The organism is Bradyrhizobium ivorense (genome assembly GCF_900696085.1).
In the GTDB taxonomy this organism is placed as follows: Bacteria; Pseudomonadota; Alphaproteobacteria; order Rhizobiales; family Xanthobacteraceae; genus Bradyrhizobium; species Bradyrhizobium ivorense.
In genome coordinates, this window is record NZ_CAADFC020000013.1 from 259,754 (window position 1) to 285,406 (window position 25,653).

26 protein-coding genes and 2 tRNA genes are annotated in these 25,653 nt (G+C 64.7%); 11 read left to right on the forward strand and 17 right to left on the reverse strand.

Annotated elements, in window-relative coordinates; all coding sequences use genetic code 11:
• The first annotated feature begins 40 nt into the window (after nt 1–40).
• Nucleotides 41–1,555 (forward strand): amidase family protein, encoded by a 1,515-nt coding sequence (locus CI41S_RS18885; protein WP_139861026.1) that lies wholly within the window; start codon nt 41–43, stop codon nt 1,553–1,555.
• Nucleotides 1,556–1,745: 190 nt separating this feature from the next.
• Here CI41S_RS18885 and CI41S_RS43570 read toward each other — a convergent pair whose 3' ends face one another.
• Both CI41S_RS43570 and CI41S_RS18890 read right to left on the reverse strand, forming a co-directional pair.
• Complete coding sequence (locus CI41S_RS43570; protein WP_172628102.1) at nt 1,746–1,919, reverse strand: hypothetical protein; 174 nt, start codon at nt 1,917–1,919, stop codon at nt 1,746–1,748.
• 735 nt (nt 1,920–2,654) lie between these two features.
• A tRNA-Gly gene (locus CI41S_RS18890) sits at nt 2,655–2,728 on the reverse strand.
• 511 nt (nt 2,729–3,239) lie between these two features.
• Between CI41S_RS18890 and CI41S_RS18895 the strand changes: the two genes are divergently transcribed.
• On the forward strand, nt 3,240–3,626 hold the full coding sequence (locus CI41S_RS18895) for a YciI family protein (protein ID WP_139861027.1): 387 nt from the start codon (nt 3,240–3,242) through the stop codon (nt 3,624–3,626).
• 95 nt (nt 3,627–3,721) lie between these two features.
• Here the strand turns inward: CI41S_RS18895 and CI41S_RS18900 are convergent, their stop codons facing one another.
• The 4 genes from CI41S_RS18900 to CI41S_RS18915 form a co-directional block, all read right to left on the reverse strand.
• Nucleotides 3,722–4,123, reverse strand: coding sequence for a hypothetical protein (locus tag CI41S_RS18900; RefSeq protein ID WP_172628103.1), 402 nt, complete (start codon nt 4,121–4,123; stop codon nt 3,722–3,724).
• 83 nt (nt 4,124–4,206) lie between these two features.
• Entirely contained in the window at nt 4,207–5,001 is a 795-nt protein-coding gene (locus CI41S_RS18905; protein WP_139861029.1) for a lytic murein transglycosylase, read from the reverse strand.
• A 189-nt stretch (nt 5,002–5,190) separates the two neighbouring features.
• Complete coding sequence (locus CI41S_RS18910; protein ID WP_139861030.1) at nt 5,191–6,714, reverse strand: FAD-dependent oxidoreductase; 1,524 nt, start codon at nt 6,712–6,714, stop codon at nt 5,191–5,193.
• A gap of 211 nt (nt 6,715–6,925) precedes the next feature.
• Entirely contained in the window at nt 6,926–7,213 is a 288-nt protein-coding gene (locus CI41S_RS18915; protein ID WP_139861031.1) for a hypothetical protein, read from the reverse strand.
• A 498-nt stretch (nt 7,214–7,711) separates the two neighbouring features.
• Between CI41S_RS18915 and CI41S_RS18920 the strand changes: the two genes are divergently transcribed.
• From CI41S_RS18920 to CI41S_RS18930, 3 genes are all read left to right on the forward strand, one after another.
• The gene (locus CI41S_RS18920) at nt 7,712–8,104 is read left to right on the forward strand and encodes an NUDIX hydrolase (protein WP_139484295.1); all 393 of its coding nucleotides are present in this window, start codon (nt 7,712–7,714) and stop codon (nt 8,102–8,104) included.
• 671 nt (nt 8,105–8,775) lie between these two features.
• The gene (locus tag CI41S_RS18925; RefSeq protein WP_139484294.1) at nt 8,776–8,985 is read left to right on the forward strand and encodes a hypothetical protein; all 210 of its coding nucleotides are present in this window, start codon (nt 8,776–8,778) and stop codon (nt 8,983–8,985) included.
• 196 nt (nt 8,986–9,181) lie between these two features.
• Complete coding sequence (locus tag CI41S_RS18930) at nt 9,182–9,613, forward strand: hypothetical protein (protein WP_139484293.1); 432 nt, start codon at nt 9,182–9,184, stop codon at nt 9,611–9,613.
• A 49-nt stretch (nt 9,614–9,662) separates the two neighbouring features.
• Here the strand turns inward: CI41S_RS18930 and CI41S_RS18935 are convergent, their stop codons facing one another.
• Entirely contained in the window at nt 9,663–11,123 is a 1,461-nt protein-coding gene (locus CI41S_RS18935; protein WP_139861032.1) for a purine-cytosine permease family protein, read from the reverse strand.
• A 309-nt stretch (nt 11,124–11,432) separates the two neighbouring features.
• On the opposite strand from CI41S_RS18935, the gene CI41S_RS18940 reads away from it, so the two are divergent.
• Both CI41S_RS18940 and CI41S_RS18945 read left to right on the forward strand, forming a co-directional pair.
• Entirely contained in the window at nt 11,433–12,206 is a 774-nt protein-coding gene (locus CI41S_RS18940; RefSeq protein WP_139484291.1) for an FMN-dependent NADH-azoreductase, read from the forward strand.
• Between the two features lie 36 nt (nt 12,207–12,242).
• Nucleotides 12,243–13,127, forward strand: a complete 885-nt coding sequence (locus CI41S_RS18945) for a polysaccharide deacetylase family protein (RefSeq protein WP_139861033.1) — start codon at nt 12,243–12,245, stop codon at nt 13,125–13,127.
• Here the strand turns inward: CI41S_RS18945 and CI41S_RS18950 are convergent.
• Nucleotides 13,108–14,037 carry a LysR family transcriptional regulator gene (locus tag CI41S_RS18950; RefSeq protein WP_139861034.1) on the reverse strand — a complete coding sequence of 310 codons (930 nt, stop codon included), beginning with the start codon at nt 14,035–14,037 and terminating at the stop codon, nt 13,108–13,110. The two genes, CI41S_RS18945 and CI41S_RS18950, sit on opposite strands and share 20 nt — an antisense overlap.
• Nucleotides 14,038–14,055: 18 nt before the next feature.
• Nucleotides 14,056–14,667: a DUF1989 domain-containing protein gene (locus tag CI41S_RS18955; protein WP_139861035.1), complete on the reverse strand. Its 612-nt coding sequence runs from the start codon at nt 14,665–14,667 to the stop codon at nt 14,056–14,058.
• 102 nt (nt 14,668–14,769) lie between these two features.
• Between CI41S_RS18955 and CI41S_RS18960 the strand changes: the two genes are divergently transcribed.
• Nucleotides 14,770–15,645, forward strand: coding sequence for a LysR family transcriptional regulator (locus tag CI41S_RS18960; protein WP_139484287.1), 876 nt, complete (start codon nt 14,770–14,772; stop codon nt 15,643–15,645).
• Nucleotides 15,646–15,745: 100 nt separating this feature from the next.
• Nucleotides 15,746–17,248 carry an ATP-binding protein gene (locus CI41S_RS18965; protein ID WP_139861036.1) on the forward strand — a complete coding sequence of 501 codons (1,503 nt, stop codon included), beginning with the start codon at nt 15,746–15,748 and terminating at the stop codon, nt 17,246–17,248.
• A 31-nt stretch (nt 17,249–17,279) separates the two neighbouring features.
• Here the strand turns inward: CI41S_RS18965 and CI41S_RS18970 are convergent, their stop codons facing one another.
• From CI41S_RS18970 to CI41S_RS19000, 7 genes are all read right to left on the reverse strand, one after another.
• Nucleotides 17,280–17,513, reverse strand: coding sequence for a hypothetical protein (locus CI41S_RS18970; RefSeq protein WP_139484285.1), 234 nt, complete (start codon nt 17,511–17,513; stop codon nt 17,280–17,282).
• A 167-nt stretch (nt 17,514–17,680) separates the two neighbouring features.
• Nucleotides 17,681–18,136, reverse strand: a complete 456-nt coding sequence (locus CI41S_RS18975; RefSeq protein WP_139484284.1) for a hypothetical protein — start codon at nt 18,134–18,136, stop codon at nt 17,681–17,683.
• Between the two features lie 81 nt (nt 18,137–18,217).
• Nucleotides 18,218–18,517, reverse strand: coding sequence for a hypothetical protein (locus CI41S_RS18980; protein WP_139861037.1), 300 nt, complete (start codon nt 18,515–18,517; stop codon nt 18,218–18,220).
• Nucleotides 18,514–19,314 (reverse strand): DUF2092 domain-containing protein, encoded by an 801-nt coding sequence (locus tag CI41S_RS18985; protein ID WP_244626594.1) that lies wholly within the window; start codon nt 19,312–19,314, stop codon nt 18,514–18,516. The genes CI41S_RS18980 and CI41S_RS18985 overlap by 4 nt, the downstream gene beginning before the upstream one ends.
• Nucleotides 19,315–19,562: 248 nt before the next feature.
• Nucleotides 19,563–20,432 (reverse strand): L,D-transpeptidase, encoded by an 870-nt coding sequence (locus tag CI41S_RS18990; protein WP_139861038.1) that lies wholly within the window; start codon nt 20,430–20,432, stop codon nt 19,563–19,565.
• 14 nt (nt 20,433–20,446) lie between these two features.
• Nucleotides 20,447–21,466, reverse strand: coding sequence for an amino acid ABC transporter substrate-binding protein (locus CI41S_RS18995; RefSeq protein ID WP_244626601.1), 1,020 nt, complete (start codon nt 21,464–21,466; stop codon nt 20,447–20,449).
• Between the two features lie 350 nt (nt 21,467–21,816).
• Nucleotides 21,817–22,335: a papain-like cysteine protease family protein gene (locus CI41S_RS19000; protein WP_139861040.1), complete on the reverse strand. Its 519-nt coding sequence runs from the start codon at nt 22,333–22,335 to the stop codon at nt 21,817–21,819.
• A 591-nt stretch (nt 22,336–22,926) separates the two neighbouring features.
• Between CI41S_RS19000 and CI41S_RS19005 the strand changes: the two genes are divergently transcribed.
• Nucleotides 22,927–24,078, forward strand: a complete 1,152-nt coding sequence (locus CI41S_RS19005; protein ID WP_139861041.1) for an acyltransferase family protein — start codon at nt 22,927–22,929, stop codon at nt 24,076–24,078.
• 259 nt (nt 24,079–24,337) lie between these two features.
• Here CI41S_RS19005 and CI41S_RS19010 read toward each other — a convergent pair.
• Nucleotides 24,338–24,423 (reverse strand) — tRNA-Tyr (locus tag CI41S_RS19010).
• Between the two features lie 195 nt (nt 24,424–24,618).
• Between CI41S_RS19010 and rlmB the strand changes: the two genes are divergently transcribed.
• A complete protein-coding gene (gene rlmB, locus CI41S_RS19015) occupies nt 24,619–25,446 on the forward strand; it encodes a 23S rRNA (guanosine(2251)-2'-O)-methyltransferase RlmB (RefSeq protein ID WP_139861042.1) in 828 nt (275 codons plus the stop codon).
• The last annotated feature ends 207 nt before the right edge of the window (nt 25,447–25,653 follow it).

Sequence of the window (25,653 nt, forward strand, 5' to 3'; positions counted from 1 at the left end):
GTCACCTCGTCTTGATGCTCAACCTCGGAAAGGGATCGCCATGGCCGGCTTGAACCGCAGAACGATTGCCGCGCGAGCGGGATGTTTATTGCTTTCGGGCCTATCCATCATGGCGGCAGCGAAAGCCGCAGAAACCAGCCGGGACGTGACAAACCTGTCTGCGCGCGACATCGTGAGGAAAGTGGCTGCCGGTCAGCTCGATCCCTGTCGCGCAGCTGAGATCTTCTTATCTGTCATTGCCGCCGATAACCACAATGGCTTCATCAGTACGCGCCGTGCAGACGAATTCGATGTCTGCAAGGGTCCGCACGGTTCAACCGACCTCCAGGCAAAGCGGCTCGCGGGCCTGCCGATTGCCGTGAAGGACAACATCCTCGTTGCCGGACAACGCGCCACATTCGGTACATCGGCAACCAAAGACTATTTCGCCACCGAAACGGCGGATGCCGTTCAACGCTTGATGGATCAAGGTGCAATCGTCATAGGAAAACTCAATCTCCACGAACTCGCGGGCGGCGTGACCAGTAACAACGCGGTCTATGGGCCGGTTCGGAACGCCTATGATCCGAGATGCTTCGCCGGCGGATCGAGCGGCGGTGCGGGAGCTGCGGTCGGAGCACGGCTGGTCCCGGTCGCTCTCGGGACCGACACTGGCGGCTCCGTCCTGATCCCGGCGGCCCTCAACGGCGCAATCGGATTTCGTCCGACCGTCGGCCGATATCCAATGGGTGGCGTTCTTCCGGTCTCGCCAACGCGTGACACGATCGGGCCGATCGCGCGGACGGTCGAAGACATCATTCTGGTGGACTCCGTCATGGCGCGATCCAGCAGTGTCATTCGTCCTCTGGATCTTCGCGACTTGAGAGTAGGCATCCCTCGCAAGCTCTTTGTGGACGTTGCGGATACCGACAGCAGGACAAAGTTCGACCACGTGCTGGAAATGCTCAAGGCCGCCGGAATGGAGATTGTCGCGGTCGATTTGCCTGATCTGGTGCAGGCCGAAAAGGGCTTCGGCCCGATAACGCCCTACGAGTTGAAGACTGAGGTCCCCAAATTCCTCGCTCTCCACAAGGTCGGGATTTCCTTCGACCAGCTCGTCGCCGGTATCCGAAGCCCCGATCTGATCAAAGACTATCAGACGCGCTTCCTCGGCGCGGCAAGCCCCGATGAAGAGGCGTACAAGACGGCGCTGCAGACCTTCAAACCAGCCGTCGAGAACGTATTCCGCAGCGCCTTTGCCGATCATCGTCTGATCGCCCTCGCCCTTCCGACGACGCTGACGGACGCGCGTCCAATCGAGGGGTCGGACGATCAGATCGCGATGGACGGCAAGCTGATTCCAACCTGGAAGGCTTACATCAACAACACCAACTATATAACCAAGGGATCGCTTGCCGCCCTGAGCCTTCCGATGGGACTGTCATCACGCGGACTGCCTCTTGGTGTCACCTTTGCAGTGCTGCCCGGGCACGATGAGGACGTACTGTCGCTAGGGCTTTCCGTACAAGCTTTGTTGCCGGTACTCCCAGCGCCGCCCATTGCCGCGGATCAATGAAGGCCGCACCTTAACCGTCGTACGAACTGCGCGACCCGCGGGAAGTCGGTGGCAGTGCCAAATTCGCGGTATTATGGCGCAAGCGCCGATGGCGACGAAAAATCCCGCCCGGACCGAGCCGGACGGGATTGAGTCTTTGCTAACCCATCAACCCATGTCGCAACAGGGAGACGGAAACGTCACTGTAACATCATCGGCGCTTTTTGCCGGATTTATTTTTGGCCTTTATGATTCCCGCCTGACTGCGGAAGGCTTTCGCCAACGCCAGCAGGCTTTCGGATGCCTCAACATCATCAGTGATCGCCCGGGCTGCGCGTTCGGCCTTATCGGCCTGCTTGCGTAGGGACTTCGTCTCCTTGGTCATCGCTAAGCCTAATGGGGCACATATTCGTAGGCGACGAATGCCCCGAGCCCGATCATGGCAATCAGTACTGCAATTGCGAGAAAAGACTGTGGGCGCATCGCGTCCTCCACGGTCAGTTGTGGGCAGTTTTTTACAGCAAAAGAGGTCCAAATCAAGCTCGGCTGCTGGAGATTGATATGGGCTGCTGGGCTAAATCTCTTCCAGCACCACTTGTTCAAACTCTAGTGCTGCAAATTTTCGGAGCTGAGTAGCACACAGACTTTCTGTACGTGTACTCCGGCCCAGAGGCGCGGACCATGATCCCGGAGCAACATCAGACCGGTAACAAGGGCACCTAGCAGGATTGCGGCCAGAGCCGTGCGCGCCCTCATGGCGCGGTTCCTACCCTAAGCTCAACTCCCTTGTGGCGTTTGCGCCATTACCGCAAATTCGCACAACGACTTGGCACTCTGCAACGAACATCGATGACGAAGCAGAGACGACGACCGGTGATATGTGCGCCGCGCGACACGCGAGCGTCGGCGTTGAGTAAATCCGTACGATCCGCGACTGCTGCCATGGCGCACTATCTGCGCGCACCATCTGCACGATGACGGCGAGGACGGGCAGGATGCGCAAATGAGACGCATCAGGCGCCGAGCACGAAAAGCGAAGGGAGAGTGAACGTTTGTCGGAATGAGCTTGCGCGACTTGTCGGAATGAGAAGGTCTGGACGCGCTAAATCATTGAAAAGATTGGAGCGGGTGAAGGGAATCGAACCCTCGTATTCAGCTTGGAAGGCTGCTGCTCTACCATTGAGCTACACCCGCGTCGGCCGATCACCTAACACGGCCCGGCGGCGGCCTCAACTGCTGCCGGCCGGAGTGGTTCATCGCGGCAAACGGCCCCGATTTGTGCACAATCGGCGCCGGCGCCCGCCCGGTCCGGCCGCGGGCGGCCTTAACAGCGGCGGATTCGCCGCCTATATTGGGGATCCCATCAACAAAGAAAGGAGGTGATCCAGTGTCTTGTCTCAAGCGCTGTCACCTCGCTGGGATCGCCCGCTAGGCGCTGAGTGATCAGCCTGGCAACGGGGCGCTCTCAGCCCTGGACCAGCGAGACAACAAGAGTGTGGGCGCGGCGGGAGCAATTCCGCCGCGCCTTTTGCTTGGCCGGCCGCGTGCGATTCGCGGGGCCTGCTGCCAACTGCCGACATCCGGACCATTCCGCGCGCACCCGCCGCAGCACAAAAACCTGCCCGATCCGCTAACAACCAAATGTCGGCCCGGGCCGCAGCAAGACGTCCTTGGGCCTGTCGCATCAAAACGAGGAGCACACGCGATGCTTTATGCCATCCTGGCCTACCATGTCGAAGCCGACGTCAAGTCCTGGACCGCCGAGGAAGACGCCACCGTGATGGCCGGCCTGCTCGGGGTTCACGAGAAGCTGAAGGGCCGGCTCGGCCCGACCGCACGGCTCGGCGACACCCGCAATGCACGCACGCTGCGCGGGCCCGGCCACGGCATGGTGCTGGACGGCCCGTTTGCCGAGACCAAGGAACAGCTGCTCGGGCTCTACATGATCGATTGCGCCGACGCGGACGAGGCGATTGCCGCCGCGCGCGACCTGCGCCGCGTCAATCCGTCGGCGGTGTACGAGATCCGCGCCATCAGGCGCTACATCCCCGGCGCGCCGTTTGCCGAGATGACCGGCGCCGACGATCTCTGACCAAGGCGCGTTAGCGGTTTTCCCTCGCGACCAACGCGGAACGCGTTTGCGCGGAGATCATGCTCAAGAAAAGAGCCAAAGCGCGATGGCGATTCTCATCGCGCTTTGGGCGGCTTCGGAAGCTTGCTCGGGTCGAACCTCGGCATGGGCAAGTCGGCCGGCGGCTCGGCCGGCGCATCGTGGCTGCGAATCAGCGTGACGTCGAAGGCCAGATCGGGCACCGAGTCGGCTCTCCCCTTGCAGGTCGCGATCGCGCCGGTCGCGGTGCCCTCGAGCCGCACCACGAGGTCATCGGTGCCGAACACGGTGGCGTGCCCCTCGGTGTGCCGCGTGGCGACGAGCACGGCGGAAAAGCGATCGCCGTCGTGCTCGACGGTGCCGTCGTAGAGCATGATGCTGTCGCTGCCCCACAGCCTGCCGTCGGCAACATGCACGATGCCCGTGCCGTGCGCGAGCGACGTGCGAAACCACGCCGCGTAGGTGCCGTTCTCGAGCATGGAGCCCGTCTCCATCCGCCCCGTTGCGGAGCGATCGATCTGGGCACCGTTGCGTTAAAAACGGGTGAAGGAACCCGGCGCGCCTACTGGCCGTCGATCTGTCGTCCCATGATCGCGATCGCCTTCTGATAGACCTGCGCCGCGTTCCACGCCTCGATCGCCGCGAAGTTCGGTTCCCCCGGCTGGTAGCCGGCGCCGGCGCGCCAGCCATGCGCGCGCAGGAAGTTCGCGGTCGAGCTCAGCGCATTGGCGGCGACGTCGAGATTGCCGGTGCCGTAGGCGAGGATGTTCTTCGGCATGAACTGGGTCTGGCCGACTTCGCCATGCATCGAGCCGCGCTGGCTCGGCGAGATCGCGCCGCGGTCGATCAGCTTCAGCGCGGCATAGAGCTGGTCGGTGAAGAATTCCGGACGGCGGCAGTCATAGGCCAGCGTTGCGATCGACGACAGCATGTTCTGATTGCCGCGCTGGCTGCCGAAGCCGGTCTCCATGCCCCAGATCGCGAGCAGCGGCCCCGGCGGCACGCCGTAGCGCTGCTGGATCGAGGCGAACAGCGCCGCCTGCGACTGCTTCAGCGAACGGCCGCGCGACACGATGGTGGCGGCGCCGCGCTTGGCCATGAAGGCCTCGAGCGACAGGCGAAAGCTGTGCTGGCCGCGGTCGGCGGCGATCGTGGCGCTGGCGTAGTTCGTCTGCATCAGCGCGCCGATGCCGGCAGCGCCGATGCCCTTGCCCTGCGCCTCCGCGGAAAATTCGCGCTTCCAGCTCTCGAAGCCGCCCGGACCGTTGCCGCACGACGCGGCGTTGGCCCGCTCGCCAAGCGATGCCAGCATCGCCAACGCGGCAACGGCGACTGCAACATCCCTGCCCCTGGTCATTCAAAACTCCTTTGCATCGCGCGTCCGAACCGGAATCGGCCGCGCCAATCTAGCGCGGCCGGGCGGCGGGAATCCCCGCGTTCACCGCCCGCGAAGCTACGCTGTCAGGCCCGGTTTGTCAGTGATGATGCGCGGCGTGCGGGGCAGAACGCCGCGGGGCATGCCATATGACCGTCAGAATCGCGGCCGTCAGACCGTCTCGCCCCGCTCCATCGCGAGCTCGGCCCGCAGATTGTCGAGGTCGCGGTAGATCGAGGCGACCGCAAGCACGCGGCCTTTGCGCTTGTAGCGCAGCAGGCAGTCCCTCGCCTTGATGTCGCCGTCGACCGCAATCTCGTCCCAGCTTTCGGCGTGTCCGACATAGTTGATCGGCACGTCGTAATGCTGGCTCCAGAAGAACGGGACGGCATCGAACGCCTCGTGCCGGCCGAGCATGTTGCGCGCGGCGGTCTGGCCCTGGCGCTGCGCCACCACCCAATGCTCGACCCGGATGCTTTCGTTCGAATGGCGGTCGGGCCAGCGCGCGATGTCGCCGGCGGCGTAGATGCCTGATGCGCTGGTCTCGAGCTCGGCGTTGACGGCAACGCCGCGGTCGAGCGCGAGCCCGGCCTGCTCGGCCAGCTTGAGCCGCGGCCGCACGCCGACGCCGAGCACGAACAGGTCGGCGTCCAGTGTGCCGCCGCTTTTCAGGCTGGCGCGATGGCCCTCGATCGCGCTGACAGCGTCGCCGAGATGGAAGATCACGCCATGCTCCTCATGCAGCGCGCGCACGAAATCACCCATGTCGGGGCCGAGGATGCGCTCCATCGGACGCGCTTCGGGCGCCACGACGTGAACCTCGAGGTTGCGCGCCCGCAGCGACGCGGCGGTCTCGAGCCCAATGAAGCTTGCCCCGATCACGATGGCGCGCCGCGCGGTTGCGGCCGCCGCGATGATCGCGCGGCTGTCGGCCAGCGTGCGCAAGGTGTGGACGTGCACCTGATCGGCGCCGGGGATCGGCAGCCGCACCGGCTCGGCGCCGGTTGCAAGCAGCAGGCGGTCATAGCCGACGGCCTTGCCGTCGGCGAGCACGACGTGGCGCGCTGTGCCGTCGATCGCGGTCACCTCGGTGCCAAGGCGCAGATCGATCTTCGTCTCGGGATAGAAATCATCCGGCCGCAGCGGCACCCACTCTTCCGGCGCGCTGCCGGCGAGATAGTCCTTCGACAGGTTCGGCCGGTCGACCGGCGGCGCCGCATCGCTGCTCAGCATCGTGACCTCGCCGGCAAAACCTTCGCGCCTTAGCATCTCGGCGGCGGCAAAGCCGGCGGCACCACCGCCGACGATGACGATCCGCTGCGGCGCATCCGGTGGCCACGATGTTGCGGCCTGAGGCTGCTGCCGGGTGCGGACCACGACGCGGCCGCCGTCCTGCTCGACCTGCCACACCGACAGCGGCGACAGCGCGGGCGGCCGGCTCGCCGCGCCGCTGCGCAAATCGAAGCAGGCGTGATGCCAGGGGCAGCGAATGCTGTCGCCGACCACCAGCCCCTCGGCCAGCGGCCCGTGATAGTGGCTGCAATAGGCGTCGATCGCAAAAATCTGCCCGTCGCGCCGCACCAGCAGCACGTCGTCGTCGCCGACATGGCCGAGCAGCATGTCATTCTCGAAGGCGCTGAGGGCGACACCTTGCGCGAGATCAGGACCAGCGGGCGCTTTGCTCTCTTCGGCCATCTGCGCTTTCCTCCCCGAGGACGTCGATGACGAACCAAGACGGCTGGCCGCAATCGGTTCCAGAGGATCCGGACGCGCGCCCATAGTCTCGCGACATCCACTATACGCGCAAGACGCACTATCGGGGAATCATCCCGGCCGTGCGCGACGGCTCACCAGCACGGACGGCTCGTACCATCAGGCGCGAGCCGCATCTTCGCAAGCGGCGTCGTCATACCCGGAGTTCGACGAGGTGACGCCGTGTCGGGCGAACGAACACCGACTTCGCGAGCCGACGCGGCACGGTGCTGCCATTCACCAGGATCGGCTCGGAATCGCCGAGCGCACGGCGCTCCGCGACCAGACGGCTCATCACGCCCCGCATCTTCAGCAGGTCGCCGGCCACGAAGGTGCAGTCCTCATCGCGGTTGACCTGCTGGCGCATGATCGCTTCAGCCTCGAGCATGCTGACCCGCAGCGCCCTGATCTGCCTGCGGATTTCGCTGATACGGTTGTCCATGGCGTGTTCTCCCTCGCGGTGGAGGTCGATTAGAACAAAACGAGAACATATTGTCAATCGGGAAGATCAATCGGGAAGATTCATCGTGCGGCGGCAGCGACAGGTTGCGACGCTTCGCAGCACCAATTGGTTGCGAGGCTTGGCGGGGCTGAGCCATCGGGCACAGCGCAGTTCGAACCCGCGAGCAACGTTGACGATGAGCGGCGGCGCAGTCGTCCGATGTCCGACTAACTCGCGGGCGTGACCGATATCCAAACTGATCGCGGCGGTGACCCGCAGACACGCGCGATTGCAGGACGACAGTCGTCACCTCGCCGACACGCGACGTGCAACAACCCGGCGCTGAGTCGCGAGCGCGGATGACCGCGTCCGGGAACCTGCCGGCGCGGACGGCAGCACGCGACAACCACCTGCGGTGGAACGATCCGCAATTGAACTTGTCTATCAAAACAGACAAATTAGAATAAGCTGCGATTCTATTTAGGTTTTGCTGCAGCAGTGACGAAGTCCTCCAAATTGGTTGCCGCCAGGCGCGGCAAGGTTCTTCTGGTTCGACGCCGATCCGACGGCCTGTGGATGTTCCCCGGCGGCCGCCGGCGTGCGCGCGAGTCCGGAAAAAATTGTCTCAAGCGCGAGATCAAGGAAGAGCTGCCGAAGCTCAAGCTCGGCCGGCTCAGCCTCTGGAAGGAAGTGACAGCGCGCAACAAGCGCTCCGGCCGCAAGATGAGCGACGCGATCTTCATCGCCAAGAATGCCAAGGGCCGCCTTGCGATCGGCGACAAGAAGGAGATCGACCGCGCCGCCTGGCAGAAGCCGCGCGGCATCCGCCTGACGCCGACCTCGCGCTACATCCGCGACCGGCTGTTTCCGCGCAAGCCGCGCCGCCGCTGAGCCGCGGCGCGCTTCGGCCTCAGGGCACGTTGACCTGCGGCATCGCCGCGGTGGGAAGCGGTTTGAAAGAACCGCCATGGATCGCGGCCACCGCCACGAGCAAAACCACAAATACGATGATGCCACGCATGATGAGGCTCCGCATGGCGCGAAGCTACGCGAGGCTGCACGGCGCGCTTATGAAGTGGGCCACACGCCCCGGCGGCTGCGATCACAAGCGCGGCACTGAGCGCCCTGCCGCTGAAATCAGCACGTAGCCCTGAGCCCACATGAGCGACTTGTCCGCCGTAGCTCGAAGGGCGACGGCGGAAGCGAGATGCGAGCACGGTCTGCTCAGGCGATGGAGCGGCCCCGGATATCGCGGAGCTTGTCATCGGGCGCACGTTCGCGCGACCCGTCGGTTCATCCGGGCGACCGCGGAGGCCAACAGCGTTACCTTTTTCTAAACGCGCCGTGCACCTCGCGTTTACCACGCCTCTAAAGGCGGTGAGAACCAGGTTCCCTAAGCGGGCGGCAACGAGCGCCTGCTATTCAATGCTGAAGAAAAAAGGGAGAGCGTCCCATGTTCAGCGTTGTTCGTATCCTCGTGGTGATCGCCGCTGCGTATGCCGGGTCTGCCGTTGCGGAGATGCAGTTTGAGGGCCCGCCGTCTTCACTAGCGGTCCACGCCGATGATTGAGCAGCATCCGATCACATCCGAGCACGCGCGCGCCATCTGCGAGGAAATCGGCGAGCGCCTGCGCTACGCGCTGCGAGACGATTACGCCGATCTGCCGCCAAGGCTGCGCGAACTGATGAGCCGGCTGGCCGAGCTCGATTGCGAAGCGCCGACACTGGTGCCGACGATCGAGGAGATGACGCGGCCGCTGGAAGCCGCGTAACTCATCACGAAACTCCATATGCGCTGCGCGCGGATTGCGTTCTTGCCGGGATCGGCTGGTGCCCCATCGATTGACGGCGTCGCGCCCACGTTGCATCGGCCGCCTCCAGCGACGCAAAACCGTCGTCGAGATGGAACGCGGAACCGGCCCGCGCCTTGATCGTTGACCCCGTTATCCGCCAACGGGGGAATTTCTCATGACCGACCCTTCGATGCCCGCCGATGCACGGCCACGATCGGCACTGCCATTGCTCGTCGCGCTGCTCGCCCTCATCGTCGCCGCCGGTGCGCTATGGATGAGCTACGGCAGCGGAACCCGCTCTGCCGGCTCGCAACAGCAGGCCGCGGTCGCGCCTGCTCCGGATCCGGCGATCGAGCAAATCAAGCAGACCTTGGCGTCGCTGCAGCAGGCGGTGCAAGGCGTTCAGGCCGATCAGCAGAAGCTGGCGTCGCAGGTGGGCGACGTCCAGCAAAAGCTGTCGGCACAACAGGGCGATCAGAAGCTGCTCTCCGACCAGCTGGGTTCGCTCAGCGCGCGGGTCAACTCGCTGGAGTCGGCCAGGGCCGAAAGCCCTGCCGCACCGCAGCCCGCTCCCGCGCCGCGAAACACCAAGCGGACCAAGCAATAACGACGCCGCACTCAGCCGCTCGGGCACAGTATCGTGAAGGCCTGCCTCGTCAGCTCGATGTCGGCGCGGCCTCGACCGGTACCTGATCGGCAGCCGGCGCTTGGCACTCCCGCGCCAGCGGATGTCCGACCAGCCGATGCAGCACCAGATAGCTCGACGCTGATACGGTGATGCCGGTGAGCCAGGACAGATCGACGCCGCCGGTTGCCAGCGCGAGCGGGCCCTGCATGGCCGGGATCGTGCCCATCTGGAACACCCAGGCCGCCAAGAGGCCGGCGGCAAACGCGACGAGCCCGGCCCAATTGAAATCACGGCGGCGGTCCGACGGACGATAGAGCGAGGCGACATCGATCCGGCCGCGCCGCACCAGATAGAAATCCGCAAGCGTGACACCCGCCCACGGGCTGATCCAGACGATCAGGGCAACCATGAAGTTGTCGAAGGCGTGGGCGAAATCGCCCGACTGCAGGAACGCATAGAGGATCACGGAGGCGACGAGGCCGGATGCCACCGAGATCATCCAGCGTGGGCGGCGCAGATCGAGCGCGAGAAACGACAACGCCGCCGAATAGATCACCACGATGTTGGTCGCGATCGGGCCATGGATCAGCACCAGAAGCACCGGCAGCGCCATCGCGCCGAAGGCGGCGATGATCAGTTTTGACGGATCGGACCCGGCGCCGGCGGACGCGATCGCAGCGCCGAGGAAGGCGAGCCAGACCGTCGGGAGGAACATGCCGAGGAACGTCGCGCGGAACACCTTGGCGGCGCTGAGCGAAGGCCGGCTGAAGCGGGTGTAGTCCGACGCGTAGGTCAGCCAGGAAATGCCCCAGCCGATGCCGATCGCGGTCATCAGTTGCGTCGCCGCGGCGAATGCCGGCATGCCGGTCACAGTTGCGGCGCTCCACTTGATGTCGACGCGCAGGAATGCGAGCGCGGTCATCACAGCCATGATCAGCAGGATGAACGGCATGGTGTAGCGCTCGAACACCTTGCTGGCGTTGAAACCCCAGGCGGCGATGGCGACTTGCAGCAGCATGACGGATGCGGCGATCGCGTATTTGAGCTCGACGCCGCCGGCAATTCCCATCCGGTCGAGCGCGGCCATGCAGAGGTCGAGCACGATCCAGGTGTTGACCGCGACCCAGCCCATCGGCATCAGCACCTGCGCCAGCGCCGGCAGATACGCGCCGCGCCGTCCGAACGCCAGGCGGCCCAGCACCATCTGCGGCACGCCGGTGCGATGCCCCATCAGGCAGAACGCGGCAAACAGCGCAGCGCCGAGCAGATTGCCGATCACGACGATCGCAAGGGTCTGCAGCAGGCTGAGGCCGAGCTGGATGCCGAGCGCGCCCAGCACCCAGTTGATCGGCGCGATGTTCGCGCCGGTCCAGATCCAGAACTGATCGAATGGCGACGACGTCCGGTGCGCGACCGGCACCGGCTCGATTCCGTGCGCATCGAAGCCGGCCTCATCCTGCGCTGGTAGCTGTGTTTGCCTGTCCACCATGTTTCCCCCGTTTGTCCGGCGCACTGATTTGGGCCGCGACCGGCATCTGAGCAGCGGCAGCCCTGATACGTGAGTGAGAATTGCTCAAGCCGGGTTGAGGCGACATCGAGAGTGAAGCTGGCGCAGAGGGATCGCGACCGAGCGCAGCCAAATCAGGCGCGACCATCGCCTCACGATGGCACACCGCTTCACTGTTGAGATTTTCTCAACCCACCTTCTGGATTCGTCATTCACGCCGAAGGCGGCGCTCGGTCATGGTGCGGCCAACGCATTGCGCTCAACCAGCCGAGGCCCAAAGGACCCAAAAGGATGACCACCCTTCTGCACATCGATGCCAGCCCGCGCGGCGACCGTTCAGTCAGCCGCAAACTCTCAAAAGCCTTTGTCGATCATTGGCTGGCGCACGAGGCCGGCGCGACCGTCATCGCCCGCGACGTCGGCCGCGATCCGCCGCCGCTCGTCACCGAGGCGTGGATCGCCGCGGCCTTCACCGCGCCGGAGAGCCGCACCGCGGAACAGCAGGACGAGCTTCGCCTCTCCGACATGCTGATCGACGAGCTCGCGCGCGCCGACGTGATCGTGATCGGCGCACCGATGCACAATTACGGCATGCCGGCATCGCTGAAATCGTGGTTCGACAAGGTCATCCGCATCGACAAGACCTTCAGCTTCGATCTTGAGCGCGGCGACTTTCCGCTCGAACCGATCATGCGCGGCAAGACGCTGGTGGTGCTGAGCTCGCGCGGCGAATTCGGCTTCGGTCCCAGCGGGGTGCGGGAAAGCATGAACCATCTGGAAACCCACATCTTCACCTGCGCGCACTATCTCGGCGTCCAGGAAAGCCATCTGATCGCGGTCGACTACCAGGAGTTCGGTGATGAACGTCACCGGCAGTCGCTCGCCGATGCCTTCGCCGCCATTCCCGTCCTGGTCCGGCAGTGTCTTGGGATCGATGGGCCTGTCAGAGCGTTTTCGAGCGAAGTGGATACCGGTTCGCGTGAAGAAACCGCGTCAAACAAGAATCTAGAGCCCCGTTCCGATTTAAATCGGAACGGAAAAGGCTCTAGGGTGGCCGCGGAATGATGCGCCGCCTCTGGCCACCACTGCGAGGATGATCCGATGATACGCAATCCCATCCCCTGGCCGAACGGCGCGCGCTGCGCCTGTGCGATCACCTTCGACGTCGACGCCGACAGCCTGATCCACATCGCGCGGCCGAAGGATTCGTTCGACCGGCTCTATCCGATCACGATGGGACGATACGGACCGACCGTCGGCGTTCCGCGCATCCTTCAGACCTATCGCCGCCTCGGCCTCAAGCAGTCGTTCTTCATGCCGGCCTGGACCATGCAGCGCTACCCGGATGCGGTGGAGGCGATCCTCGGCGATGGCCACGAGATCGGTCATCACGGCTACATTCACGAAGATCCAACCGAGATTTCCTCCGCCGAGCAGCGTGTGGCATTCGAACGCGCCCTCGGCGTTCACGTCGCGATGACCGGGCGCAAGCCGCGCGGCTACCGCGCGCCGGTCTACAATGCCAATCAGACCACCATCGATCTCCTGATCGAGCACGGCTTCGTCTACGATTCTTCGCTGATGGCGGACGACATCCCCTATCTGATGCGCACCGCGCGCGGTTCGCTCTACGAAATGCCGCCGCACTGGGGATCGGATGACTGGCCGCCGTTCGCCCATTACGCGGAGATCGGCTACATGATGCCGGTCAAAGCGCCAAGCGAGGGTCTCGCCGCCTCCTTCGAGGAATTCGAGGCCGCCTATGAGGCCGGCGGGTTCTGGATGGGGATCTGGCACCCGTTCCTGACCGGCCGGCTGGCCCGCTGGCGCGTGGTGGAGCGCTGGCTCGAGCGGATCGTCGCGGATGACAAGGTGTGGTTCGCCCCGCTCGAAGACATCGCCGCCCATATCGACGGCCTGGTCAAGGCCGGCACCTATCAGGTCCGGACCGAGACGCTACCCTATTTCACGCAGCCTGTGTCATGACCGGCTCCGGGCCGCTGCGAAATGCGGCAGCCTCCGCGCGCATCCAGTCGACGAAGGCGATCACCGACTTGCGCCTGACGCCGTCCGGCGCTTCCACCAGGCGATAGGCAAAGCCCGGCAGCGCGGGTCCGTCGAGCCGGCGCAGCGTGCCCTGGCGCAATTGCTCGTCCACCAGCGCATCGCTGCACAACAGCGGCCCCAGGCCGCGTTCGGCGGCGTGCAGCGCCAGGGGCTCCTCGCTGTACCAGGAGATACGAAAATCCCGCCCGAGATCGTGGTCGACTCCGGCAAGCCAGGCCGACCACGCAGGAGAATCCAGCGCCGCGTTCTTCCAGCGAAACGCCAGCAATGACCGCGAGCGGAACTCATCGATCGCAAGACGACTGCCCGGCGGACAGATCGTGCTCGCTGCGACCGCGATGTAGCGATCGTTGAACAGCACGGCGGCTTCGCAGGCGCGATCGACGCGGCCATAGCGCACGGCAAGGTCGATGCCCTCAGTGCCCGGTGTCCGCGTATCCTCGGTCGCATCGATGTGGACCACGACGGACGGAAACGCCGCGTTGAAATGCGCGAGCCGCGGCATCAGCCAGCGTTCCGCGAAGGCGCGCGTGGTCGAAACCGTGATCGCATCGCCACCGGCCGGCGGAGAGATCACGGCAAAAGCGCTGGCCATGCGGTCAAAACCGTCGCGCAGCAAGGGAAACACCGCATGCCCTTCCGCCGTCAGCACCACGGCGCGCCCCGACCGCTCGAACAGTTTCCGCCCGAGGATCGCCTCGAGCTGCCGGACCTGGTGGCTGATCGCGGTCACCGTGACGCAGAGTTCGCTCGCGGCGGCGGTAAAGCTCTCGTGGCGCGCGGCGGCTTCGAAGGCGCGGATCGCATTGAGGGGCGGCAGCTTGCGCATGGTCGGTTCTCCGCGAGGTCAGGCGATCAGGAAATGGGCGTCGGTCGGGTGCATGTCGTTCACCGGCACCATGTCCTGAGGACAGGCGGAGAACACGATGACGAGGTCCATCTCGGCACGCAGCGCGACGTACTGCCCGGCCTCACTGACCGGCGACTGGAAGTCGAGTTCCCCATTGCCGGTCACCGGCACGTTCATGAACAGGTTCAGCGGCGCCGGCGTCACGGCGACCGACAGGCCGACCGCCTCGAGCGCCTGCGCCAGGTTCTGCGTGCAATTGTCGTGATGGCCGGCGGCGCCGAGTTGGCGATAGCGGTGAATGTCGCAGGCCGCGATCAGCGTGTCATGAATGCCGGGTGTGGTGTCGGCGACCAAGGTGAGGATCGCGCGGCGCCGGTTGGTCGTCAGCGTGTCGCCGACCCGGGGGATGAGCCGCAACATCGATGCGCGGCTGTGCTCCATCGACATGAATTCGCTCACATCGCGCGCATTGAAGGCCCAGGTGTCGACGACCTGCTTGCCGTGCGTGTTGACGACGGTGACTGTCTCTCCCGCCTTGAGGCGGGCCGCGATCCCGTGGCGGGCAGGAATCAGGCGGGCGCGGGCGAGATCGGCGGCGGCTGCGGTCACGTGGTGTCTCCTCTAGGCTTCGTCGCGCCATCGGAGCATCGCCGCTCATGCAATTCCAATAATATTAGTTGTGCCCATTATAGCTTAATCGTATAGTCGCCCATGCGCCTCCGACAGCTCGAATGCTTTCGCGCCCTGATGCTTCACGGCACCATGACCAGGGCCGCCGAACTGCTCGGCATGTCGCAGCCCGGGATCAGCACGATGATCGCCGGCCTCGAGCATGAGACCGGCCTGACGCTGTTCCTGCGCCGCGGCGGACGCCTGCAACCGACGCCGGAAGCCAAGCTGTTCTATGTCGAGGCTGCGCGGGCGCTGGAAGCCGCGGAAAATGCCTCCCGGGTCGCCGCCGAGATCCGGTCCGGCCGGCGTGGTCACCTCGCGGTCGCGGCCTATCCGAGCATTTCGATCAACCTGTTGCCGCGCCTGCTGTCGCAGTTTGCCCGCAACCGGCCCGATCTGCAGATCAAGATCATCACGCGCAATTCCGCGACCGTTCGCGAGCTGATGTCGACCCAGCAATTCGACCTCGCGGTCGCCGAGCTGCCGCTCGATTATCCGACCTCGCACATGGAGGTGTTCTCGTATGAGTGCCTGTGCATGCTGCCGCCGGCGCATCCGCTCGCGAAACTCAAGCAGATCACGCCGAAGGACCTCGATGGCGTCCCGTTTGTCACGCTGTTTCGCGGCGACCCGATCTACCAGCAGCTCGCCTCCGCCTTCTCGGAAGCCGGCGCACGCTGGAACGTGGTGGCGGAGACCGAATTCTTCTCGACCGCCTGCCAGCTGGTCGCGCAGGGCCGCGGCGTCGGCATCGTCGATCCCGTGGTGAGCAAGCCGTTCACCGAAGGCCTCACTATCCGCGCGTTCAAACCGAGGATCCAGTACCAGATCGCCATCCTCTCCCCCACGCACGAAGCGCTCTCCCAGGTGGCGCAGGATTTTGCCGGCGTGCTGCGGCGGGCGTTGCGGGGGTGACCGCGTTCGGTCGTGCCTGGGGATGATGTCGCGGGTCGCTCGACGGCGCGCGATCGGCTTGTTAAGCCGCCTCTCCGCAAGCAGCGTTTGAGTCGGGGACATGACGGTCGCGATCGAGATGGGGCAGACGACGGCCGGCGCCCCAGCGGCCATCGACCTCGAGGAACTGCTCGCCACCCGCCTGCTGGTGCAGGGCAATTCAGGTTCCGGCAAATCCCATCTGCTGCGCCGCCTGCTGGAACAGAGCGCCCGCTGGGTGCAGCAGACCATCATCGATCCCGAGGGCGACTTCGTGACGCTGGCCGAGCGCTTCGGCCACCTCGTGATCGATGCCGAGGACCATACCGAGCGCAGCCTGCAGGCCGCGGGCGAGCGCGTGCGCATCCACCGCGTCTCCACGGTGCTCAATCTCGAGGGGCTCGACGCCGAGAACCAGATGCGCCGCGCCGCGGCTTTCCTCGGCGGCATGTTCGAGGTCGCCCGCGACCACTGGTATCCGATGCTGGTGGTGGTGGACGAGGCGCAATTGTTCGCGCCGGCGATCGCGGGCGAAGTGTCCGACGAGGCCCGCAAGCTCTCGCTCGGCGCCATGACCAACCTGATGTGCCGCGGCCGCAAGCGCGGGCTTGCCGGGATCATCGCGACCCAGCGGCTGGCGAAACTTGCGAAGAACGTCGCGGCCGAAGCGTCCAATTTCCTGATGGGCCGCACGTTCCTCGACATCGACATGGCGCGCGCCGCCGACCTTCTCGGCATGGAGCGGCGCCAGGCCGAAGCCTTCCGCGACCTCGAGCGCGGACAATTCATGGCTCTGGGACCTGCGCTCTCCCGCCGCCCGCTGGGCTTGCGCATCGGCCCGACCGACACCCAGCCGCGCAACGCGGCGCCGCGGCTGCTGCCGCTGCCCGAGGCCGCGCTGGAAGACGCCCGCGCCATCATCCTCGCCGCCCCGCCGCCCGAGACGGCGCGGCCGCAGCGCCGGCCGGCGCCGGATCTGCTCAACCAGCTGATGGCGGCCAAACAGGCGGCGCCGGAGATCGAACCCGACACGGCAGAGCCGCCGCTCAGCGCCGAGCAACTGGCGGAGCGGCGCGAGCGGCTGGATCGCATCCTGCGCGCCATTCTGGCGGAGCCCGATGCGGGCTTCCGCGCCATCGGCGTGCTCTACCAGGAATTCGTGGTCCGCTGCCGGATCGAGGGCCTGGGGGCCGTGGTGCCGGAACTCGCCGATTTCCGCCGCATGCTGACGCGGGCCCGCGCCGGGCTCGGCGCCGACATGGCGGAAGACGATGCGTGGCAGGACGTGCTGCTGCGGGCCGCGATCCTGCCCGACGACATGCAGGGCGTCTTCATGATGATTGCCCGTGCGGCGAAAGAGGGCTGGCCCTGCCCGAGCGATGCGGCGATCGCCCGCGCCTACGGCACGCACTCGCTGCGCCGCGCGCGGCACCTTCTGACCTATATCGAGGAGCAAGGCCTGATCGTCTGCCAGCTCGACGGCGCCGGCCGGCGCATCGTGACGCTGGTCGAACTGGCCTGGGCCACCGCCGCCGCCGATCCGAATGCCGACGACCTGTCGGCGGAGACCGCGTGCACCGGGTGAAGCGGTGGAACAAGCCGATTGAAGGCGCCGGCTAAAGCGGCAGCTCGCCCTGACCGCCGGTCCAGTCGATGATGTCGATCTGGAGCCCTCGCCTCAGCATCTCGGTCTCGAGATTGCCGGCATGCCGTTTCCACTCGGCCGTCGACCGCACCCGGAATTTCGGCTCCTCACCATTGGCCTCGAACGCATCGTCGGCTTCGAGCGCGCCGCGCACGGCCTCGTACATCATCTTCAGGCTCGCGTCGGTGAAAGCGCCATACTCCATCGATGGTCTCCCCGGAAACGCAAACACGAAAGGCCGCCACGATGACGATCGTAGCGACCTTCGCGCGCGAACCCATCCAATCCGGTCGTGCTGAAGCGTGACCGATTCTGGTTAACGAGACCTTGCGGCGCGACGGCCGAACCATCCCTCACCGCTCGGCCGGATCGCTACTGGTACGGGTACTGCGGGCAGATCATTTGGCCGTATTGATCGTAATAGCAGCCTTGGTTTCCGGAATAGCCATAGCCGCCATAATACGCGCCGGCGGCAGCCGCGGCGCCGACGGCTGCGGCGCCGTAGCCGGGGCGATAGTAGCCGCGGCCGTATCCGGGGTAGCCGGCGACCGGACGGCCGGGGCGACCTGCGACCGGCCGGCCCGGATAGCCCGGACGCCCCGCGATCGGGTGTGCAGGCCGCGGGCGGCCTGCGACCCGATACCCGCCGCCATGGTATCTTGCGCCGCCGACATGCATGCCTCCGCCACGCATCCCGCCGCCATGAAATCCACCGCCTCCGCCGCGGAAGCCGCCGCCTCCTCCACGACGGGCATAGGCGTCATCGGGAACCAGACACGCGGCGGTCAGAACCAGTATTCCCAGCGCAGCGAAGATAGGGCGAAGCATGGGAGGTCCTCCTCTACGAACGATCTCACGAGCTATCGAGCTGCGGTGCAGCCGATGCAGACGATTGATCAGGCGGCCAGCTCAGCACTTGGTGACAACCTGGCCGTAGGCATTGGTCACCTGGACGCAACCCGGCGAGGCCGCATAGGCGCCGGCGGCTGCGGCGCCGGCTGCGGCGGCGCCGCCGTAGACGACCGCGCGGCGCGTGGTGCGGCGTGCGACGCCGGCATAGCTCATCGGCGTCAACGGCCGCCCGACCCGGGCTTCCGATGTGGACACCAGCCCTTGTCCGACATCGGCCTTGCCGTTCCAGAGCAATGCGCTCGCGAAGGCAAGCGTGGCGGCGAGGAGCAGAAGCAGCTTGCGAAGTGAAATGATCATTTCTTGGCTCCACTGGTCGTGCCGGCAGGCACTTCGTCGAATTCGACCATCACATCGGAATCGAGCCCGACCTTCGTCGCGCCCTCCGGCGGCTTGAAGGCGAAGGCGTCGGCGTCGGCGATTGCCTCGGTCTTCCAGTCCTTGATCCGCAGCGTGTATTGCGGCGCGCCGGCCACGGTCTTGCTGGTGATGACATATTTGCGCGGAATCGGTTGCGCGCCGGCCTGGATCCAGATTTGCCAGTCCGTATCCCGCCCGCGAAACGCCAGATGCTCGCACTCGACGCCGTCAACGACGCCCTGGCCGATATGGTAGCCCTCGATGACGTCGGACGTCAGCACGTCGAACGAATTGGACAGCAACAGATCGATGCCCGGAAGCGCGGCGTTGGTCTTGGCCTGTATCGTATCGACCAGCTGGTCGATCGTGCCGGGCGCGTCCGCCTGCACATAGGCCTTGGCGTTGTTGCCGTAGAGCGACACGGTCTTGCCGTCATAGGCCAGATCGACATCGGCATAGCCGCCGGTGCGCCTGATCCGCAGCTTGTCGGGTCGCGCCATTCGCAACTGACCGGAGCTGGTGAACTGGATTTTTTGCAGGTCCGGCGTGATGATCTCGACGTCGCTGTCGAACGTCGCGGTGATCGATTTCTGCGCCGCCGTATACTCGGTCATCGCCTTCAGCAGGCTTGCGGAATCGTCGGCGCGGGCGCCGCAACTGGCGGCAACCGCAAGCAAGGCGGCCGAGACCGCCGTTGCCGACATGCGGATCAAGGCGCGGGGTGGTGCTCTGTTCATCTCACTCCTCCATGGGCACCCGCGCACTATGAGGAATGAATGGCAATCGAGGCTTGATATGGATCAAGACCCGAGCTTGGCCATCGCCGTCACCGGAATGGCGGAACCACCGGGTGGCGGACGTCGCGGCGGTGTCGCGATCAGCGCCGGCTAGAGCATGATCCGGAAAAGTGCGCAGCGGTTTTCCGAAAAAGATCATGCTCAAACAAGCAGCTAAAGCGCGATGATGATTCAAATCTCATCGCGCTTTAGCTGACGAACACGACCCGCGTATCCAGGGAAACACGCCGATACAGGTCCTCGACATCGTCGTTGACGAGGCGGATGCATCCAGACGCGACGAGATGGCCGATCGTCTTCGGCGAATTCGTGCCATGGATCAGCAGGCCGGGCTTGTCCAGCAACATCGCGCGTGCACCGAGCGGACTGCCGGGCTTGCCAGTCGATGCGAGCAGCGCGTCGGCGTCTTTGGTATTTGCGCCTGCAGGCCGCCACTCCGGCCATTCGAACTTGTTGGTGACGCGAAAGAAGCTGCCCCCCTTGAGGCATTCCTGCGCGATCCCGATGCCATAGCGGCGCGCGGAATTGTTCGAATCGATCAGGTAGAGGAAGCGGCTCTCGCGATCGATCACGATCGATCCGGGAACAACGGTGGTGCGATAGAACACCACCTGCCGCTGAAATGCGAATGGCAGGCCATCGCCGCTCGATCCGCCGTCGACGCCAGCCTTCAGGTCCGCCATGACGATGTCCTCGCTTGCGCGGGCCATCTTCGCCGCTGACGCCGTGACCTTGGGCTTGCCGGCGACATATCCGTACAGCACGGCGGTCAGGCCGATGGCAACCAGCGCGCAGAGCCCGGCGAGCAGCGGCTTCCAGCTTCTGCCCGTCGCCAGCACCTCGTCGAGTGCTGCCGCGCCCCTCCCTTCATCGACGGCGAGTTCGTCCTCGATCCGACGCACGGCGTCATCGAGCGCGGCCACGTGAGACGAGGCGGCCTCGGGCGCGAGACGGGACCGCCTGATGATCTCGTAGGCCTCCTTGTAGATCTGATCGCGCGCGGCGACGTCCTTGCCTGCAACGGCTTTCGACAGCAGCGAATAGTAGTCCACGTCCATGGATACCCCCAAAACTACCTGATGGGAGGCGCGTACTGGATCCCGCCCTTGGTCCAGAGCGCATTCAGCCCGCGCGGAACGCTGAGCCGGGATTGCGTCCCGACATTTCTCTCGTAGATCTCTCCGTAGTTGCCGGTCGCGCGAACCGCGCGCACGGCCCAGTCGTTCGAGAGGCCGAGTTGCAGGCCGAACTCGCCTTCGGTTCCGACCAGGCGCCGGACGTTCGGGTCGGAGGATTTCAACGCATCGTCGATCGTCGAGGATTTGATGCCGAGTTCTTCGGCGTTGATCAGCGCGTAGAGCGTCCACTTGACCAGGTTGAACCACTGATCGTCGCCCTGCCGGACCACCGGCCCGAGCGGCTCCTTCGAGATCACTTCCGGCAGGATCACGTGGCTGTCGGGTGCCGCGAGCTTGAGGCGCTCGGCGTAGAGCTGCGAAACGTCGCTGGTGAGCACGTCGCATTTGCGGTCATCATAGGCCTTGCGGCTCTCTTCCACAGTGTCGAGCGCCAGCACCTTCAGCGGCATGTCGTTGACGCGGAAATAGTCCGCGACGTTGAGCTGGCTCGTCGTACCGGTCTGCGTGCAGACCGTCTTGCCGCCAAGCTGCAGGGCCGTATCAATTCCGCTGTCCCGCCGCAGCAGAAAACCCTGGCCGTCGAAATAGGCAACGCCGGCAAACATCAGCCCGAGGGAGGTCTCGCGCGACATCGTCCAGGTCGAATTGCGCGAGAGCAGGTCGATCTGGCCGGATTGCAAAGCGCTGAAGCGGCTTGCGGCGTCGAGCGGCGCGAACGTCACCTTGGCAGGATCGCCAAGCACCGCGGCCGCGACCGCCCGGCAAATGTCCACATCGAGGCCGCGCCAGTTGCTTTGGTCATCCTGACTCGAAAAGCCCAGCAACCCCTGCCCGACGCCACACCTGAGGATGCCGCGCTCCTTGACGGCCTTCAGGGTCTGCGCGCGCGCAGGCGGGCTCCCTGCTGCGAACACGGCGAGCAGAACTGCGGCGGAGAGGACGGCGCGCTTGATGCAATCGGGCATTCCAGTCTCGCGATCGGGGTTGAGGGCACGGCCGGGAGGGGGCCGCTGAAAAAGAGAGACAGGCGCTCATGCTCCTGTTCCCGCAATCTTGGCTGCCCGCAAACGCAAGTTTTGATCTGAATCAACGGCGTGGCAAGGGACAGGGGGCGCAGGCAAATGCGCCGCGAGGGAGTTGGGCTGTCTTGCCGGGCCGTAGCTCGCGAAGCCAGGCATTGCTCGCGAACACAGCCCGGCCTACGCCCTGCGGGCTTCGGCGCGACAGCTACACCCCGGAAAGCTCTCGGACGAGCAAATCGCTCGCCTCTAGCCAGAAACCGTCACCAGTCACATCGGTCGAACTATGGAGCATGCAGAAATACAGCTTCTACGTCCGCACCGGCGTCCCTCGAGCTAGATACCTGTTGACCAGCATCAAAGCCGGTATACCAGCCGGAAAGAGTGCGCCAGCCTACTCCAATTCCTGGCCAGGGGTCGTATACCTTGACTTCGTAGCCGCCGCGCGACGTCTTGCGAAGTCCGGCTATGACCACGATGTGCTTTTTGCCGTTTGTCCACAGAGGGCCATAGCTTCGCAACCAGCCGGCCAAGGCGTCAATAGTTGGCGACATCGGCGGCACGTGAACCAGGCCCAATCTCCTCGCCAACGGAATAATTTGAGGATTCTGGATTCCCTTGTTTGCCCTATACAGATCGATAGTTGCTCGATCGACTGCAGAACATTGATAAGCTTTGCCGGGCCGGTATTGCTCCTTCCAATTCAAGACCATCATTGCCGACGCAAACCAACACGCCATGTCCTTGTCTTGGACGAGCAACTTGATTCCGGGGACTTCATAAACGCCACTGAAATTTGTCATGTTGCACCAAAAAGGTTCGAAATAATTAGAAGTTGACCTTATCTCATTCTTCGCCCGACCGGCTGGCCAAACCCGCGCTAAAATTGGCGATCAGAAGCTATTGAGCGCAGATCGTCGACACCTCGGCCGCGCGCAATTTTCTCGACACTATGCGCGAACTGTTCACTCGGCTCTTGGAGCAGCAGATCGTTGGCGCGGACCCGACAGTAGGCATCAAGATCAGGCGCCCTAAAACAGAGGGTTTCCTTGGAATTACGAAGAGATTCTAAGCCGGTCTTGCGCGCGGACACAGCCCGCCTGCGCCCTCGGGCTTCGGCGCGACAGCCTTAGCTCACTTCGCTGCGATGGAGTTTTGCTGGCCTGCCCAGCCGTAGCTCGCGAAGCGAGCGAAGGCTGGTTGGGGAGGCAGGACTCTAACCTGCGAAGCCATGAGGCGGCTGATTGACAGTCTCTCCTCCCCATTGAAATTGCTGGGGTCTGCAGGGAATCTCAGCGGGTGCCGGTAGCCTTCGGCCGGGAGCCGTCGCTTTCTGGTTGCTCGCCGCAATCGCAGTGGTAGCCTTCTGCCATTTCCTCGGCGGGCGGGGGCCCATGAACAAATTTGAAACCGCGTTTCGCGGATCGGATATTGCACAGCCAGCGGATCGTCAAACTTCAAGCCCGGCGCGCATCCCGGAGCTTGATGGAATGCGGGGGATTGCGATTCTCGCAGTCGTCATCGCTCACTACTTCGGCGAGGTGGAGCATGGCATTGTCGTCTTCACGTTCGGGTGGCCGGGCGTGACCTTGTTTTTCGTGCTGTCCGGATTCCTGATCGGATCGATCATCCTGGAGCACAACACCAGCCCGAACTTCTTCAGGGTGTTCTACGCGCGACGCGCCCTGCGCATCCTGCCTGTGTATTTCCTGACGATCACCGCAACGCTGGGCTTCATCCATCTCTACGGCCCGGCGCCATGGATTGACGAGCCGTTTCCGGCCCTCTCCTATTTCACCTTTACCCAGAATTTCGGTGGCTCGCTCGGGATGATCTGGCTGCGTCCGACATGGACGCTCGCGGTAGAGGAGCAATTCTACCTTCTCACGCCGTTGCTGGTGTTCCTGCTGCCGGCCCGTCTGCTGCTGCCGTCGATCGTCGGCGGCATCGTGGCTTGCTATCTGGCCAGCGTCCTTCTCGGCTGGGACGGCTTCCAGATGCGCGGTGCGGGACCGCTGCTCTACAGCAGCCCTGTTCTCCTGATCGGAGTGTTTTCCGCCTACATCGTCCGGCAGCGCGTCAAGCTTCCGGAGATTGTTCGGCTGATCATACCGCTGGCGGCAACGTCGGTTGTCGTGGCCGTCGCCGCGTTCGCACCGCGCAGTGCGCTCTATGCTGTCTGGCCGTTCATGGCAGCTCTGTTCGCGTACTGCATCCTGCTCATCATGCAGGGACGACGCTCGCCGATGTTTCTCCGGTCCAGAGTGCTGGTGGGCTTTGGCACGATCTCGTATTGCCTCTATCTGATCCACCAGCCCATCAACGGTGTGATGCACGGACTCATCTTCGGCGGGACAGCCGATATCGCGACCGCGCCGCAATTCCTTGTGACTTGCGCCGCTTTGGTCGTTTCAATCTCCGCAGCGACAGTATCGTGGTTTGCCCTGGAAAGACCGCTGCTGCAGTTCGGGCGGCGCATGTCCTACTCAGACACGACAGCGCATCCCGCTGGTGTCGCCAGCCCTTCCTGTCCACGACGGTCTTGAAGCCCTTCGGCAGCCGCGGCGCCTCATCCGCCGTTGACGGCCCGGTCGATCGTCGGCGACGGATCGATCGGTCCGCCGTCTGACCACATGCGCTCGTTCCAGCTCTGGCAGGCGAGAATCGTCATCGCTCTGCCGGATCGTTACCCATGGACACGGCCCGCCTACGCCCTGCGGGCTTCGGCGCGGCAGCCTTCGCTCACTTCGCTACGATGGAGTTTTGCCGGCTTGCCCAGCCGTAGCTCGCGAAGCGAGCGAAGGCTGGTGGGGGAGGCAGGACTCGAACCTGCGAAGCCATGAGGCGGCTGATTTACAGTCAGCTCCCTTTGCCACTCGGGACACTCCCCCGTCCAACAGCGCCGAACCGGCCGCGCGAGTGGCGGCGGACCGGGTCATCGAAATGACGCTGATAACCGCGAGGGCCCGGTTCGGGTGCGCGGTCGGGCGCCGTTATGGGCGATGGGGACGGTCAAAGTCAACCAAGCAGGCCGCCAATTTGCTGGTTAAATTGCCATTCTGCGACAGGAGTGACACAAGCCTCACATGAGCGATCGCGAGCGCAAACCCAGTTTCCGAAGCAAGGGCGGTAAACCCTTCCAAAAAGGGGCAAAATTCGCCCGCCCGCCGGCCTGGCGGGAGCGCGATTCCGGTTCCGACGGCCCGGTGATTCTGTACGGCTGGCACACCGTGTCGGCCGCGCTCGCCAACCCGGAGCGCCGGATCCGCAAGCTCTATCTGACCGAAAACGCCGCCAAGCGACTCGCCGACGAGAATATCAAGACCCGCGTCGCGCCGGAGATCGTGCGCCCCGGCGACCTCGACCGCCGACTCACCCCGGATGCCGTGCACCAAGGGTTGCTGGCGGAAGCCGATCCCCTGCCCTCGCCCGGCATCGATACGCTGGCGCTGGAGGGCATCGTGCTGGTGCTCGACCAGATCACCGACCCGCACAATGTCGGCGCCATCCTGCGCTCTGCCGCGGCCTTCGCCGTGAAGGCGATCGTCACCACCGCGCGCCACAGCCCGGAGGCGACCGGCGTGCTGGCGAAATCCGCTTCCGGCGCGCTCGAGCTGGTGCCTGTTGTCACCGTGCAGAACCTGGCGCGCGCGCTGACCGAGCTCAACGACCGCGGGTTTCAGACCGTCGGCCTCGACAGCGAGGGCGCGGAGGATCTCGGCAAGGTCGAATTGCAGCAGCCGCTGGCGCTGGTGCTCGGCGCCGAAGGCAAGGGCCTGCGGCAATTGACCCGCGAGACCTGCCGCACCGTCGCCCGGCTCGACATGCCCGGCGAGATCAAGAGCCTCAACGTCTCCAACGCCGCCGTGCTCGCGCTCTATATCGGCGCCAGCCGGCTCGGGCTGATGGGGTAGAGCGGGATGAAGTTAGGTTGAATCGGATTGACCGCGGGTTCGCTCCACCTCTCCCCGACGGGGAGAGGTCGATTTGCGCAGCAAATCGGGTGAGGGGCCGCAGCTCTAACGAGAGGCCTCAACCCCTCACCCGGCGCTGCGCGCCGACCTCTCCCAAGGGAGAGGTGAACCTTCGCTGCCGCTCCCTCCAACCTAACCTAATCTCAT